Consider the following 14,285-nt stretch of genomic DNA (forward strand, 5'->3'; position numbering starts at 1 on the left):
GACTATAGCTACTGTTGCTTCAGTATTGATACTGGTTATCGCCGAACCATTGATTCCGACCACAGCCTGACTAACGGTTACTCCCGACATTCTCTCTGCTTCTTCAATTGCTGCGCTCAATGCCGATATTGTTTCCTCGGGATCAACTATCACCCCTTTGCGTACGCCAGATACTGGACTCACTCCTAGACCAATCACACTTGGCATTGAGGATATTTCCTGTATTAAGCCAATCACACAACATACCTTACTGCTACCAAAATCAATGCCGACAATAATCTTTTCTTTTTGCTTCATTAATCGTAATTATACCACAATAATGCAACCTTCCCTACAAGGTCTAACCTCGAAATTGTAACAATCAACAGATATAAATCGATGAGGTCTGACCTCGAAACTTGTTTTTGATAAAAAATTGATCCCCAAGGATTGACCTAAATATCAAAAGATTTGGTGAGAAATTCACAACCACTTTCCGTGATTAGGATAGTATCTTCATAATGGGCAGCCAACGATTGATCAGCAGTAACATAAGTCCAACCATCACTGTCGAGATAATTACTCCTAGTCCCTAGGCTCGCTATTGGCTCAATGGCGATTACTGCCCCAACTGGTAGCTTGACTTCCACTATTCCCAAATCTAAAGCATTAGGAATAGCTGGATTTTCATGTATCTGATATCCAACACCATGCCCCGTCAGATTATCAGCTGGATATAATTGATACTTCTTCAATATTCTAGCAATCTCAATTGAAATCTGATGATTACTGATACCCGGCCGAAGAATATTTTTGATATTTACTAAAGCTTTCCTGGTACCAGTTAATAACCTCCTGACATCTGGATCAATCTGTTGCTCAGGAGTGTCTACTACAGTTGTCAGTGCCCCATCCACAATCATATCTTGATAGGAGACACCCAAATCCAACTTTAGCAAATCTCCCTCTCTTAGCTTAGTCTGATCTGGTATGCCATGTACTAATTCCTGGTTGATCGAGATACAGACCGCACCAGGAAACCCCTGATATCCAAGAAAAGGACATTGACCTCCCATCTCATAGATCCTCGCTCTTGCGTGTCGATCAAGACTCTCGGTTGTCACTCCTGTACTCGCCAAGCCTATCAATTCCTTGAGCACTATGGTATGGATCTGACCAGCTTTCCTGAGCCAATCTATTTCTTGATTTGATTTTATTAGCCCCCTACGCGCCATGAATATATCCTTGACCGACTAAATACTGCACAATATCTTGATTGATATCCTCGATGGGTCTTTCGCCATTAATACTTAGTATATCTGAATTGGTATCGACTTGAGCCCTATTAATAACTGCCTGCGTGTATTCTTGATAAAGATTCAATCTATATTTGATTATTTCAATTCGATCATCTGATCTTCCTCGATCCTGAATTGTCAATCGTTTAATTACTTCTTGATCACTAACATCTAAGAGTATCAATGCTATTTCGACTACACCATCCGATTTTTGCAATAAATTGATCAGGATCTCAAATTGTTCGATTGTTCTTGGATAACCGTTATACAAAATAACCTTATTATCTGTAACCTCAAGTTTTTCTTCTACCAACAAATTAGCTTGATCTGAAGTATGCTCAAGGCTACCAGCGCTGAGTAATTTAGCAAGTCTTTGATCTTCTTTGGCCAAAGCCCTCAACATTTTACCAGTAGATAGCTCCATTAATTCTGGGTACTGTTCAAGTAGTAAGCCAACTTGAGTATCCTTACCTGACCCTGGTGGACCAAAAATAATGATATGTTTATTGCTCATTTTTCCTCCTGTTGATTAAAAAATACCCTAGTATCCATCCCCCAAAGTCGCATATACTGATCCTGAATATTACTCATAGTGTCTCTTGACTGACTATCTTGATGATCATACCCCAGAAGATGCAATATTCCATGTATCATCAATAGATGTAATTCGGCTTCCAGGCCAAGACCAAATTCTTGAGCTTGATACTCCAGGATTGGCCCACAGACTACAATATCACCCAAATAAATAATATTCGAGTTAGTTAACTCTGTTGAGGTAATATCTCCTATTTCCTCTTGATAAGCAAAAGATAAAACATCAGTCGGATAATCGTTACCACTATACTGTAAATTATAACCTTGGGAAGACTCAAGATCTACTAGCCTTAGGCCTATCTGAAATCTTGTATCTCTATCTTCTCGACTAAATGTCTCCAGTCTTGATAATTGATTTAACTTCAAGGTATCTAAGTTTTTCTTGAGTTTAGCAATATCAAGCTGAATATTGAGATCTGATTGATAGTCAACAACTAGCACTTATCTAACTAAGCCTGGATCGTACTAGGGCACTAACTTCAGCTCCGTTTGCCCTGCCAGCAACTTCCGCCATCACCTTAGCCATTACTTGACCGATTTGTTTTTGATCAAATATACCAATATCAGCTATCACCTTATCAACCAAAGCTTCCAATTCAACCTGACTGAACTGATTCGGCAAATAAGCTTCTATGATCTTAAGCTCTTCTTTTTCTTGACCAGCCTGATCTAATCGATCAGCCTTGAGATACAATTCAATCGCGTCTTGTCGCTTCTTGGCCTCTTTTCTCAATACCTTCAAGAGGTCTTGAGTGGATAAATCACCAGCATCAATCTGATAATATTTAATTGCTGAGTTAAGCATTCTGAGAACAGATACCTTGAGCTGATCCCTAGCCTTCATGGCCTCTGCCAAATCAGCCTTAATCTTAGCCACTAAATCATCATTCTGACTCTGAATCGAACTAGTACTCATCAGCACCTATTTATTTAATTGGGACTCTACTATTTAAACCGAGAATTGACTCTGACTTACGCCTACGTCCATGTTCTCTGATTACGGCAGCTTTTCGTCTAGCAGTTTTAGAGAGTTGCTTCTCATGAAATCTTCGAGATTTGACATTAGCCATCAATCCAGACTGCAATACTCTACGATTAAACCTTCTAAGAATAAACTCTACCGGTTCCTTGGGGTTTTTTCTTGTAACTTTTATCATACATCCAGTATTATACTAGCTACCCGATAAAACTTCAAGCCCATATTGTCTCCAGCTCAAACCTTATTAATGGGTATTGACATCTTGGTTAATCCGAGTATAATAGGTTAAGTCACTTTGAGGTGGCAAGTTCATTAAATCTAGGAGCAATTATTTGCTAAATATCTTTATATCTTTAGCAGTATTGTTAAGTTCAGTACCCATAAACCTCAAAAACGAAACTAAAAATATCGATACCAATCCAGTATCAAGCCAATATGAATTAAAAGTAAATCCAGAAAGTCAAGATTTGGACTTAATTTTGGTTCAAAAAAATATTGACTTTTATACTCAGGTTATCGCCCCCTACAAGAAGAAGCAAGCTCTTCTTGAGCAACAAGCTAAGGCAAAAGCCGAGGCTGAAGCTAAAAGAGCAGCTGAAGCAGCCGCTCAGGCCGAGGCTGATAGGATTGCATCCGAGCAAGCAGCAGCTAGAATTGCAGCCGAGCAAGCAGCAGCTAATCGAGCCGCAATCATTGCCAGCCAACAAGCCCAACCTGCTGGTGATGCTCAAACGATAGCCAAACAAATGTCCGATGCAATGTTTGGTGAAGGTCACTGGTTTGCCTTGCAGGCTTTAGTTGCTCGCGAGAGTGGCTGGAACCAATATGCTACCAACCCTTATTCTGGTGCCTGTGGTTTATTCCAAGCTTTGCCCTGCTCCAAGATGGGAGGGATGGAGCTAACAAATCAACTCAATTGGGGGCTCAATTATATTGCTTCTCGCTACGGAAATCCTAGCAACGCTCTGGCCTTCCACAATGCCTATGGCTGGTATTAGTAACTATTTTGTATTAACATAGCATCATAGATGCTTACCAATCCAATATCCTACTATCAATATGACTCTAATCTCAACCAAGAAGCAGAGTATTTTAGAGTCATTCGTCAAAAAAACTTAGCTAGACTCTTCTCTATAGCCAACCAAATAGCAGAGGGGAATCAAGAACTCTTAACCATCAATCCAACCCTTGATACCGTTATCAATACTGATCAAATTGCTGGTCAGCTACTATCAGATATCCAGGGCTTAGTTGAAGAATTCGCCAATGATCCAAAAAAAATTGATACCCAAACCAAGCTAGAAATATCTTCAGACCCAATACTGATTCTTGAAGTTTTACTGATTAGACCAGATCGCATTGTATTATTCGATGATCAAATTAAAAATAATCCCGAATTAGCTCAAGCCATCAGACTCGACCCACGGATTAAAATCCAAAATCCTTAAATCAATAGTTGTTCGACCATTGAATCGGTTTTCTTGCATTTGATAAACCACCCAATAGTCCCAGAGAGGGTTTAAGCTAGGCTGAGTATCGTTGAAAGCAATTGCCTTGAAGACCCTCTTATCCACTGGATCAGTCCAGACTGTTTGGGAGTGCTGTTTATTGTTACCGACTAATCGTTGTTGGGCCAACCTCAATCGAGTTACAAAAACTGGTTCAGGATTTTTGGCACCAAATGGTGCTAACTCTCTCAATGACCGATAGTTTTCTAAACTGATCTGTTCGGAAGGTATTGATAGATCTATTTTGAGACTAGAGACCAGATCATTTTGATATTCTTGGGCATAGTGGTTGATCTCTTGTCTAAAATTATCAAGTTCCTTACTGATCAAACTAAGTCCAGCAGCAAAAGCATGCCCCCCCTTTCTTGGTAGACTATCTATCCCTCTCTGCTTCAACCTGATATCGACCTCACGGATAGCTTCAATAATATTAAAATTACCAATACTCCTAGCTGATCCCACCAAAAGATCTCCGGACTGCTCAAGAATAATACTTGGCTTACCCAACTCTTCACTGACCCTACTAGCCACGATCCCAACTACCGACTTCGACCACTCGGGGTCGGCAATCACTATTACTGAATCATTTGGATACTCCAATGCCCTAGTTATTGCCTGATCAAAAATCCTATCACATAGTCCTTTACGCTGGTAATTTAAGTTATTGAGTTCAGTAGCAATTTGTTCTGCCTGATCAAGGTTAGCTGACTGAATCAACTTAAGACTAAGATCAGCATGCTCCAAACGCCCAGCCGCATTGATCCTCGGGCCAATACCAAAGCCCACCATTGATTCATCAATCCTACCCAATTCTTGCTGATCTCCAAAGCTTGCCTTAGCAATTAATGCCTTTAGTCCCAATCTCCGTGTTTTATTAAGAACCTTGAGTCCATATTGGACTAGTATTCTATTTTGATCTATTAGTGGCACTATGTCACAGATTGTCCCAATAGCCACTAAATCCAAATACCATCTTTCGATTCCTGGCTTCCAAGACTGCTGCTTGGCCTCTTTTCTCAAGCTCCATTCCTGATCATAAATCAAAGCCAAACCCAATAGGTAAGCTACCCCTACTCCAGCCAAATATGCAAACTGATATTCACTTGGGATTAATGGATCAATCACCGCAATAGCTTTATCTGGCAACTTACTTGGTAATGCATGATGATCAGTAACAATAAAATCAATCCTATTAGCATATTGGCTAATTTCAGACTCAGCTGTGATCCCACAATCTACAGTAATTAGTAGTTGATTATCAAGCTTGATCAATCTCTCTATTGCCTCAGCATTCAAGCCATAGCCTTCTTGATGCCTATCTGGGATATAACTACTAACATCTGCCCCCAATTCTCTCAAGATACCAGACAAAACAGCCGTTGCAGTCACGCCATCTACATCATAATCTCCGTAAATCACTATCTTTTGTTTTTGAATAATCGCCTGCCAAATTCGCCCAACAGCCCTCGACATACCTGACAATTTATTCGGATTTATCAGATCTTGATAGCTAGGATTGAGATCAGATGCTTGATAGCCTCTCTGCAAAAGTATTTGATCATATAAAGATTTACCTTCCAGGTATTGACCTGTGATATCCCATTTGCTCTTCATTCCCCCAACCCACACCTTGGGCTAGATTACTCTTTGATTGCGTGATATAGCATCAAGCTTAAGAACTAAACTTTGCAATTCCCGAAAGGCAGGAAACCTTTTATCGGCTGTATAAACTTTGGTATTCTTACGATCTTTGACCTTCAGGTAACCTATCTCACTAAGCTTAATTAACTCTCTTTGTACATTGCCTGGATCTTCATGAATGGTTTTAGCTATCCCCCTGACGTGCATCTCATAATCTGGATGCTTAGAAAACAATGTCACCAATTTTCTTCTAGTCTTAGAAGTAATAAAATAATTCAACATAACATAAACATTTTACAACAATGTTCAAACTAACTCAAGTATACTAATATCAAAATAAAACCCAACACTACTTTTGAAATCTTTGTTTGAATTTCTGCCAGGTTACTAATAACGGTGAAGCAATAAAGATCGAAGAATATGTTCCCGCAGTGATTCCGATCAATAGAGCCAACACAAAGTTTTTAATTGATTCTCCTCCAAATATCCAAAGAGCTGCAAGTGTTATCAGCACTGTCAATGAAGTGTTCATTGATCTGGCCATTGTTTCGACAACACTTGTATTAACTTCGGTAGTATAATCTACTTCTAACTTACTAATATTTTCTCTCACTCTATCAAATACTACAATTGTGTCATGAACCGAAAAGCCAATCACGGTTAGTACAGCAGTGATAAACAAACTATCAATCTCAACTCCAAAATAATACCCCAATACACTGAAACTACCAAATAAAATTAAAGCATCATGAAGCATTGCAATAATTGCAATAATCCCAAAGCTCAAAGGGTCGACTTCACTCGGCAAATTCCTAAAGGCAAAGGCAATGTAGAGCATGATTGCTATTGAAGCTATTACTAGTGCCTTAATTGCGTTCGTGGTAATCTCTGAACTAATTGAGGGACCTATTGAGTTGTAGCTCTCCTCCTTTCCACCGTTAGCTTCAATCTCACTCTTGATACTCTCCCTAACTTCCTCAGGATTATCTTGTTGATCATAACGAATCAATAAGTTTGACTGACCACTAGTAGTAATTAAATAGTTACCCAGGCTGTTACTGTTGGCAATCTCTTCAAGTTTGGGTTGATCTATACCAGAAACTTCCAACTCTTGACCTCCCTTAAAATCTAGCCCTAATTTCAGACCATGAATTGATAAAAATAATGTCAAGGGAATAACCAGTCCTAATGCAATTGAGTACCAAAGCTTTCTTCTGCCAATTATATTCATCTACCTTCCTTCCATAGACCTAATCTATTTGGTTTGGCAACACGACTCTTAACTAAGGCCATCATTAGATTTCTCGAAATTGTGATAGCTGTAAACATTGATGTCAAAATCCCAATAGCTAGTACTAGGGCGAATCCCTTGATCACTGTTGTGCCAAATTGATAAAGAATAAAACAGGTGATTAAAGAAGAAATATTAGAATCCCGAATACTAGTCCAGGCTCGCTTAAAGCCAGCCTTAAGGCTAGTATTCAAGTCTTCACCCTCTTGATACTCTTCTTTCATTCTTTCAAAAATCAAGATATTGGCATCAACTGCCATCCCAATACTTAAAATAAAAGCCGCAATTCCAGCCAATGTCATCACGATTGGGAACCCTGTCTGACTACTAATCTTGAATATTGCAATATTTAACAATGTATAAATCAATAAAGCAACGACTGCCACCAATCCCGAAAGTCGATAATAGCCAATCATAAAAATAGCTAGACCAATTAATCCAATTACCCCCGCCATCAAGCTCTTGGCAATCGAAACCGAACCCAGGCTGGCACCGATACTCCTTTGCGCTACCAGTTCAATTGGAACAGGCAAGGATCCCGCCCGAAGCAATAATGCAGTTTCTTGAGCATCTTTAGCGTCAGCAAATCCAGTCATCACCCCGCTACCATTAGTAATCGGACTACTAACCTGACCATTGAACAAAGTTCTATTATCCAAAGTGATTGCCAGCCTTGTACCATTCTGATTGATTCTGGTAGTCAAATCCCGAAATGCATCAATTGCATCATTTTTCATGGTAAACTCCACTACTATCCCACCACCTCGTCCACCGCTAGGATTGATTCCAACCCTGGCGTTTGCTAGATCCTTACCGGTCAACCCAGTCTCAACCCTCTGAGGTGTTAAGTTAGCTGGATCTTGCAAATCCTCTTCACTTAGACTTGTTAGATCCACGCTACTAGTCTCTTCATAGAAAACCAACTCTGCCGTTTGACCGATCAAGCTTACTGCCTCCGACTCATCTTGAACGCCTGGCATCTGTACTACGATCTGATCAGCTCCAGAAGTCTGAACAATGACCTCACTAGTACCAGTTGGATTAATCCGACGATTGATGACATCGATTACTCCATCTATGGCGGCTTTCTTATCTTCATCCACAATACCCTCCAGGTCAGCTTTGTATGTCAAATACAACCCACCCTGAAGATCAAGACCCTGCCTAACCTTGAGTTGACCATCACCAAATCCTGGGATTTTTGATAGAATCAAATCTTCCCTAGGAAAAACAATTATCACTAATACAATCACTAGTGCAAAAATCAAATATAAATTCCTCCTAAGTTTCATCTTGATATATAATACCTATATATTATGAATTTTGCAAAAGATGTTTATTTTTACTCTGTAGCCGTCAGTCAAAATCCCTATACTAAGCCCTTTTTACATACCTATTCATCTCACAGCCCGGATCTTAGCTCGGGTCAATTGATAATAGTACCTTTTGGCAAAAAATCCAGCCTAGGAGTAGTCTATCAAGGACTAACCTCCCCGGAGCTCAATAAACCGATCAAGCAAATCATCCGAAGTCTAGATTATCAGATACCTACTTATTATCTAGAGTGGCTAGAATGGTTCTCCAGTTACTATCAGACTCCTGCCAAACAACTCTGGTCGAGTTTCTTAATTGGCGACATAGACAAGCCCAGTCAAGCCAAGACGGATACATGGCTTAGCCTCAACCCAAAACCTTTGCCCATGAGAAATCTTAATCCCTCTCAATCACGAGTCTTTGACAAGATTAGTCATTCTCATCAACCATTTCATCTAATCAATGGTGTGACGGGGTCTGGCAAAACCGAGGTTTATATCAAGCTAATTAAGCAAGCTTTATCCCAGCAAAAATCAGCCCTTCTACTGGTGCCAGAAATCAACCTAACCGAACAGTTAATATCCAGAATCACCCCCTATTTTGAAAAGTGTTTGATCTACCACTCTCGTCTGACACCAGCCCAAAAACGAAAATACTATCAGTATCTATTATCCAGTAAAGAACCCGTTCTAATCCTCGGTACTCGTTCTGCTCTCTTGACTCCGATTCCCAAGCTCGGACTGATCATGATTGACGAAGAGCATGATCCAAGCTACAAACAAACTTCTCACCCAAAATACCAGACCAAAGTGATTGCCGCCCAATTGATTAGATTAACTGAAGGTAAGCTTATCTTAGGGAGTGCTACACCAGCGGTTGACACTAGTTTCCTAGTTAATAACCAACGAATTATACCCCATGTCTTGGCCAAAAGGGCAACCAATCTGCCCTTGCCAGAGATCATCCTAATAGATCTCAATCAGTTCAAGCAAAACATTTCTCCAGAACTAACTCAAGCAATTACCGCCCAGCTAAAAGCTGGCCAACAAAGCTTGCTATTCATCAATAGTCGAGGAACAGCTCGTTCACAAATCTGTGAAAAATGCCATCAAGCCGTAGTCTGCCCAAACTGTGGGCTAAGTCTTAGCTTTCACCAAGACAGTTTTAATCTTCGCTGTCACTATTGCGAATTCCGCACCAACCCCAATCGACCTTGCCAATTTTGTAGCTCCGGTCAGTACCGCATGATCGGATTTGGTACCAAGCAAATCGAATCTGAAATAGCTACCAGGTTCCCTCAGGCCAAACTCCTGAGATTGGATCGGGACAATACAAAACAAAACTCCCTAGATAGTCTAGTCAACCAACTTAATCAAGCGGATATTATCATTGGTACCCAAATGGTAGCCAAAGGGTGGGATTTACCAAGACTTAATCTTGTAGGAGTTTTATTGGCTGACCAGCTTTGGCAATTACCAGAATATAGTAGTAATGAAAGAGCTTATAATCTCCTGACCCAAGTCGTAGGCCGTGCTGGTAGACATCATAAGTCTGGCATAGTCTATATCCAAACCTACAATCCAAGTCACCCAATCTTACAAGATGTAATCCATCACGACTATCCTAGTTTTCTCGAATCCGAGCTATTACTTCGTCAGAAATATCACTATCCACCCTATTACTACCTGCTCAAAATCAATTTCAAAGCTCGTCAAGCCAAGACTGCCTGGCAACATGCAGTCAATACCCGTCATCAGGCATCCAGGAACACAAAGCTGATGATCAGTGATATCTTGACCCTCAAGCGTCAGGATAACCGCCAAATCCAATACCAGCTATTAATCCGGGCCAAATCTCGCTCTGAACTGCTCAAACTGATCCCTACTCTTCCCAGCAATAGTAGCTTTGAACTCGACCCAATCTCCCTTCTCTAGCCCCAAAAGAGAAAAATACAACTTGGCACCAAAATATTGTTGAGAGACAGATCTACTATGCTATACTTAAGTGCATATGATTAGGCCAATAGTTACGATAGAAAATCCACGTATTCGGATGCAATCTAAGCCAGTAGATGTAGTCGATCAGTCTATTCATGCAATTGTCCAAGACATGATTGATACAGCACTGGATTGGGAGAGTGATCGCAAAGGTGAGACTGCTGTTGCTCTAGCTGCAATCCAGATTAATGTACCACTAAGAATCCTAATCATTAGAAAGGACTTTGAGCAACCATCCAATAAGGATTTTTCAGTAATAATCAACCCTATTATCTCCGAGGAAAGTCCTTCAACCCTTCATCAGCATGAGGGTTGCCTTAGTGTACCAGATCGCTACGCCAAGCTAGATCGTCCAAAATCTTTGGTAGTCACTGGTACTAGTCTTGAAGGCAAGAGGATCAAGAAACGCTTGAGAGGATTTAGTGCCAGGATAATTCGTCATGAGGTAGATCACATGGATGGTAAGCTATTTGTTGATTACCTCAACGATACTGATAAAAAATATCGAATTGTTGATGGCGAACTTCAGGATGATTAAGAGATCAGACTTGACCAAGCCTAATATCATCTTCTTTGGCACAGGATCTTTTAGTCTAGCTATTCTCAAGGACTTGGTTCAATACACTAGAGTTGCTGGCTTTATTTGCCAACCTGGCACCCAGCCTATTCGAACATTTTGTCAATCTGAGCAGATTCCAGAGCTTGACTACCAAGATATTACTACTCAAAAATGGATTACTGATTACATCCAATCCAATAATATCAAAGTGGCTATCGTAGCTGATTACGGCAAGATCCTACCAAAAATCCTAATTGATTCCTTCCCTATGGGACTAGTCAATGTCCACGTCTCTCTATTACCCAAATATCGGGGAGGGTCACCCATTGAATACCAATTACTCAATCGTGAACAAGAAATTGGTACTAGTCTGATGCTAATTGCGCCCGAACTAGATACTGGTGCAATCCTCGCCCAAAGTACTTACCCAGATAATCCACTAGCTCTGGATAATCCTACCGCCCATCGAGAACTTGCTAGCCTTAGCAATAAGCTACTTAGATCGACTTTGCCAGAATATCTATCAGGTAAGATTGAAGCCAAGCCTCAAGACCATAGCCAGGCTAACTATGGCAAACTTCTTAAAAAATCAGATGGTAAGCTCGACCTTACTAAATCTGATCTAGAGATCGAAGCACAGATCCGAGCATTCCTGGGCTGGCCAGGGAGTTGGCTGGACTGGCAAGGCAAACGAATTATCTTGCTCAGCTCAAGCCTCAGTGATCAATCGCTTGACCTAGATCTGGTTGATGATACTTGGTCGATTAATCCTGACCGCAAAAGATTGTTCCTTAATACCAATACTAAACCACTAGAGATTGCTTCTCTCCAGGTCGCCGGCAAGAAACCAATTCTAGCCCCCGCCTTCATCAATGGGTATTTGTAGTAGTGTTAGGGTATAGTAATAACCTCGGTATTGCCATACCTTAATACCTTAAATATGGGTATTGTAGCCTCATTACCCTCAATAAATGGTTCGCCAGAAAGCCCTATGATGACTACAATAACTTCAACCACTTGATTTGACACCTCTGGATTAAATTTTTGCACTAGCCCTATTGGACTATCACCTTCTTTAATAGTCACAGTCTTTATCTCGATCAATTCAACCACAAGCTCTTCTTCAGGCCCCATATGCGGATCTAATCCAAGTTTATCGGGATTATGAATTGGGATTACTAGAAGCTCACCAACATCCCAAGTTCTTGTTGGCTCTTTGTCTGTCCTGGGATCCCCAATATACGGAAGCTTAGTGCTAGCCCAATATTGATTGTCTTCAAATGGAGTATTTTTATGATCACCGTTCCTTTCGCCATCGTCATGAGGAGTATCTGCGTGGGAAGCTGAAGTCGAACTATCTGCAAGGGGCTTATCATCCCCTGAACACTGATTGACACCAATCCCTGCTATAGCAACCAAGACTAATGCTGCTGCTCTGAATTTTAGAAAACGTCTAAATCGGTGTTTTTCTGGATCTTCTGAATCTTTGCTATCTTGTGTTGCTCTTTTTTTGTTATCATTAGCTTTACCATTCTTTTTTACATTTCTTTCTTTATGCCCTCTTGTTAGGGGGGAACCAGTAATACCTTCAACCAACCAATTAACGAATGGTAAGCAACCCTTATTCTCTTTTCCGGCTTCTCCTCCGGATGTTTTTTTCTCACCCATAATATAAACCTAATCCTTACCAGTAATTTTATCTATAGTAGTCATACCAGTGTCAAAAGCTCCACCTAGCACATCTCCTACCGTATCAGCTACACAAGTTGATACGGCCTCATTCTTATCACAAACAACATCAGTCTTACTCCCATATACTGCCAAAGCACTTAGGGCAAAATATGCAATAGCAGCCCGCGCAACAAGCTTCGATCTAGCAAATCTATTCATCAGATCAGCCATTTCGCCAATAACCCCCCCCCTCTTGACCTTCTTGCTCACTCATGCCACTAATTCTAACATTATATATACAATTTGTCAATATTATATTACTATCCAATAGTAGCAATTCTGTGATAACACAATCCTCGCCCAACAGTAGCTTTCAGTTAACAACCTACACTTGATATATCGCCATATCCCTCCAATTTCAATATCAGCATTGATAAATCCAGTCAAACAATACCAGCTTAATAATATCGGATGTCTAACATGATATTAAAGAACTAAATAGGACTACAGTTACCGAAGATTATATGTATATTGAAAAGGCTTTTTTTAAGTTGTTGATGGAAATTCTTTGACTAGAAATCCTGGTTCTTTACTGGAACTCTGCTGGAGTCTTGATTTTCTACCTTGTCTGGCTGACCATCCTCATACCCATAACATTGATTTACAGCAAGCGCGATAAATACTAGCCAAACAATCGTCACTCCCCTAAACCACCTTCTTTTTTTCTGGATTAGATTATTGGTCTTATCAAAAACCTAATCAGTAAAAACTGGTTACTTCTTAAGACTTAACAGTCTATCGGCTTGCTCTTTATTCTTGTACAACAAGACTGACAGTATAATAGCGGGCAAAACTACACTGACAAATTCCGCTAGACCAGTGCTTGGAAGTGCATTACGCTCTCCTGGTTGAACATCTTTGGAATTATCTGTGTAAGCACCATCCCCATTTAGATCGCCTTGTTCACCATTAGTACTAGAGTCTTGTTCACCAGCTACCTGACCGCTGCTATCTGATGAGTTATCCTCTTCTTGACTCGTAGAAGCTATTTGATCATCTGACTGATCATCTTGGTCTTGCTGATCTTGACTGGCATCATCACTACTATCACTACTCTGATTATCTTGACTGTCGTCTATGGGGTTATCTTGATCAAGAACACTATCGGTAGGGTCACTGATCACCGCCTGATCTGTACCGTCCGGACTGACTTCACCAGTGATTGCTACTCGCTCTTCTTCTTGTTTACGACGCTGATTCTCTCCCCAGACAAAACTACCCCATAATAGTAATGCCACTGCTAATACACCGGCAACCATCCTTACCATATAGCGATTAATTGGCCTAAATAAGTAGTTAGTAATTCTTCCCATGTCTTGCTCCCTTTCTTAAAACTTAAACAAATTTTATACTCACTTTAACACCTTAATTATACCACTTACTTAATATTATAC

The 14,285-nt window shown here is 40.4% G+C and carries 18 protein-coding genes; 5 read left to right on the forward strand and 13 right to left on the reverse strand.

The window, feature by feature from the left end:
• The 6 genes from KA531_03080 to rpsU all read right to left on the reverse strand — a co-directional run.
• On the reverse strand, window positions 1-297 hold a 297-nt coding region (locus KA531_03080; GenBank protein MBP6005855.1), incomplete at its 3' end, for a cell division protein FtsA.
• A gap of 137 nt (window positions 298-434) precedes the next feature.
• Window positions 435-1,214 (reverse strand): type I methionyl aminopeptidase, encoded by a 780-nt coding sequence (gene map, locus KA531_03085; protein MBP6005856.1) that lies wholly within the window; start codon window positions 1,212-1,214, stop codon window positions 435-437.
• Complete coding sequence (locus tag KA531_03090) at window positions 1,204-1,791, reverse strand: nucleoside monophosphate kinase (GenBank protein MBP6005857.1); 588 nt, start codon at window positions 1,789-1,791, stop codon at window positions 1,204-1,206. Before KA531_03090 ends, map begins: the two co-directional genes overlap by 11 nt.
• Window positions 1,788-2,312, reverse strand: coding sequence for an rRNA maturation RNase YbeY (gene ybeY, locus KA531_03095; GenBank protein MBP6005858.1), 525 nt, complete (start codon window positions 2,310-2,312; stop codon window positions 1,788-1,790). Before ybeY ends, KA531_03090 begins: the two co-directional genes overlap by 4 nt.
• Before the next feature lie 4 nt (window positions 2,313-2,316).
• Window positions 2,317-2,787, reverse strand: a complete 471-nt coding sequence (locus KA531_03100) for a GatB/YqeY domain-containing protein (protein ID MBP6005859.1) — start codon at window positions 2,785-2,787, stop codon at window positions 2,317-2,319.
• A 10-nt stretch (window positions 2,788-2,797) separates the two neighbouring features.
• The gene (gene rpsU / locus KA531_03105; GenBank protein MBP6005860.1) at window positions 2,798-3,028 is read right to left on the reverse strand and encodes a 30S ribosomal protein S21; all 231 of its coding nucleotides are present in this window, start codon (window positions 3,026-3,028) and stop codon (window positions 2,798-2,800) included.
• Window positions 3,029-3,182: 154 nt separating this feature from the next.
• Between rpsU and KA531_03110 the strand changes: the two genes are divergently transcribed.
• The gene (locus KA531_03110) at window positions 3,183-3,848 is read left to right on the forward strand and encodes a lytic transglycosylase domain-containing protein (protein MBP6005861.1); all 666 of its coding nucleotides are present in this window, start codon (window positions 3,183-3,185) and stop codon (window positions 3,846-3,848) included.
• Between the two features lie 30 nt (window positions 3,849-3,878).
• Window positions 3,879-4,298 carry a hypothetical protein gene (locus KA531_03115; GenBank protein MBP6005862.1) on the forward strand — a complete coding sequence of 140 codons (420 nt, stop codon included), beginning with the start codon at window positions 3,879-3,881 and terminating at the stop codon, window positions 4,296-4,298.
• On the opposite strand, the gene recJ is transcribed toward KA531_03115, so the two are convergent.
• The 4 genes from recJ to secD all read right to left on the reverse strand — a co-directional run bounded on the left by recJ (window position 4,248) and on the right by secD (window position 8,582).
• Window positions 4,248-5,972 (reverse strand): single-stranded-DNA-specific exonuclease RecJ, encoded by a 1,725-nt coding sequence (gene recJ, locus KA531_03120; GenBank protein ID MBP6005863.1) that lies wholly within the window; start codon window positions 5,970-5,972, stop codon window positions 4,248-4,250. The genes KA531_03115 and recJ overlap by 51 nt on opposite strands.
• A 21-nt stretch (window positions 5,973-5,993) precedes the next feature.
• Window positions 5,994-6,281 carry an ArsR family transcriptional regulator gene (locus tag KA531_03125; protein ID MBP6005864.1) on the reverse strand — a complete coding sequence of 96 codons (288 nt, stop codon included), beginning with the start codon at window positions 6,279-6,281 and terminating at the stop codon, window positions 5,994-5,996.
• Window positions 6,282-6,348: 67 nt separating this feature from the next.
• The gene (gene secF, locus KA531_03130; protein MBP6005865.1) at window positions 6,349-7,230 is read right to left on the reverse strand and encodes a protein translocase subunit SecF; all 882 of its coding nucleotides are present in this window, start codon (window positions 7,228-7,230) and stop codon (window positions 6,349-6,351) included.
• A complete protein-coding gene (gene secD, locus KA531_03135) occupies window positions 7,227-8,582 on the reverse strand; it encodes a protein translocase subunit SecD (GenBank protein MBP6005866.1) in 1,356 nt (451 codons plus the stop codon). The genes secF and secD overlap by 4 nt, the downstream gene beginning before the upstream one ends.
• Window positions 8,583-8,606: 24 nt before the next feature.
• Between secD and priA the strand changes: the two genes are divergently transcribed.
• The 3 genes from priA to KA531_03150 all read left to right on the forward strand — a co-directional run bounded on the left by priA (window position 8,607) and on the right by KA531_03150 (window position 12,046).
• Window positions 8,607-10,538 (forward strand): primosomal protein N', encoded by a 1,932-nt coding sequence (gene priA, locus KA531_03140; GenBank protein MBP6005867.1) that lies wholly within the window; start codon window positions 8,607-8,609, stop codon window positions 10,536-10,538.
• A 76-nt stretch (window positions 10,539-10,614) separates the two neighbouring features.
• On the forward strand, window positions 10,615-11,139 hold the full coding sequence (def, locus tag KA531_03145; protein MBP6005868.1) for a peptide deformylase: 525 nt from the start codon (window positions 10,615-10,617) through the stop codon (window positions 11,137-11,139).
• The gene (locus tag KA531_03150; protein MBP6005869.1) at window positions 11,132-12,046 is read left to right on the forward strand and encodes a methionyl-tRNA formyltransferase; all 915 of its coding nucleotides are present in this window, start codon (window positions 11,132-11,134) and stop codon (window positions 12,044-12,046) included. Before def ends, KA531_03150 begins: the two co-directional genes overlap by 8 nt.
• A 5-nt stretch (window positions 12,047-12,051) precedes the next feature.
• On the opposite strand, the gene KA531_03155 is transcribed toward KA531_03150, so the two are convergent.
• The 3 genes from KA531_03155 to KA531_03165 form a co-directional block, all read right to left on the reverse strand.
• Window positions 12,052-12,828 (reverse strand): hypothetical protein, encoded by a 777-nt coding sequence (locus KA531_03155; protein ID MBP6005870.1) that lies wholly within the window; start codon window positions 12,826-12,828, stop codon window positions 12,052-12,054.
• Window positions 12,829-12,837: 9 nt separating this feature from the next.
• Window positions 12,838-13,101 (reverse strand): hypothetical protein, encoded by a 264-nt coding sequence (locus KA531_03160; protein ID MBP6005871.1) that lies wholly within the window; start codon window positions 13,099-13,101, stop codon window positions 12,838-12,840.
• A 503-nt stretch (window positions 13,102-13,604) separates the two neighbouring features.
• Window positions 13,605-14,204: a hypothetical protein gene (locus KA531_03165; GenBank protein MBP6005872.1), complete on the reverse strand. Its 600-nt coding sequence runs from the start codon at window positions 14,202-14,204 to the stop codon at window positions 13,605-13,607.
• Window positions 14,205-14,285: the final 81 nt, after the last annotated feature.

The organism is Candidatus Saccharibacteria bacterium (assembly GCA_017983775.1).
Taxonomy (GTDB): Bacteria; Patescibacteriota; Saccharimonadia; order JAGOAT01; family JAGOAT01; genus JAGOAT01.

Excerpts from the sequence above, each read along its gene's own strand:
- priA (MBP6005867.1), top strand. The coding sequence starts at position 8,607 with ATGAATTTTGCAAAAGATGTTTATTTTTACTCTGTAGCCGTCAGTCAA.
- secF (MBP6005865.1), bottom strand. The coding sequence starts at position 7,230 with ATGAATATAATTGGCAGAAGAAAGCTTTGGTACTCAATTGCATTAGGA.
- KA531_03125 (MBP6005864.1), bottom strand. The coding sequence starts at position 6,281 with ATGTTGAATTATTTTATTACTTCTAAGACTAGAAGAAAATTGGTGACA.
- rpsU (MBP6005860.1), bottom strand. The coding sequence starts at position 3,028 with ATGATAAAAGTTACAAGAAAAAACCCCAAGGAACCGGTAGAGTTTATT.
- KA531_03150 (MBP6005869.1), top strand. The coding sequence starts at position 11,132 with ATGATTAAGAGATCAGACTTGACCAAGCCTAATATCATCTTCTTTGGC.
- recJ (MBP6005863.1), bottom strand. The coding sequence starts at position 5,972 with ATGAAGAGCAAATGGGATATCACAGGTCAATACCTGGAAGGTAAATCT.
- secD (MBP6005866.1), bottom strand. The coding sequence starts at position 8,582 with ATGAAACTTAGGAGGAATTTATATTTGATTTTTGCACTAGTGATTGTA.
- KA531_03155 (MBP6005870.1), bottom strand. The coding sequence starts at position 12,828 with ATGGGTGAGAAAAAAACATCCGGAGGAGAAGCCGGAAAAGAGAATAAG.
- KA531_03100 (MBP6005859.1), bottom strand. The coding sequence starts at position 2,787 with ATGAGTACTAGTTCGATTCAGAGTCAGAATGATGATTTAGTGGCTAAG.
- KA531_03165 (MBP6005872.1), bottom strand. The coding sequence starts at position 14,204 with ATGGGAAGAATTACTAACTACTTATTTAGGCCAATTAATCGCTATATG.
- KA531_03115 (MBP6005862.1), top strand. The coding sequence starts at position 3,879 with ATGCTTACCAATCCAATATCCTACTATCAATATGACTCTAATCTCAAC.
- KA531_03090 (MBP6005857.1), bottom strand. The coding sequence starts at position 1,791 with ATGAGCAATAAACATATCATTATTTTTGGTCCACCAGGGTCAGGTAAG.
- map (MBP6005856.1), bottom strand. The coding sequence starts at position 1,214 with ATGGCGCGTAGGGGGCTAATAAAATCAAATCAAGAAATAGATTGGCTC.
- def (MBP6005868.1), top strand. The coding sequence starts at position 10,615 with ATGATTAGGCCAATAGTTACGATAGAAAATCCACGTATTCGGATGCAA.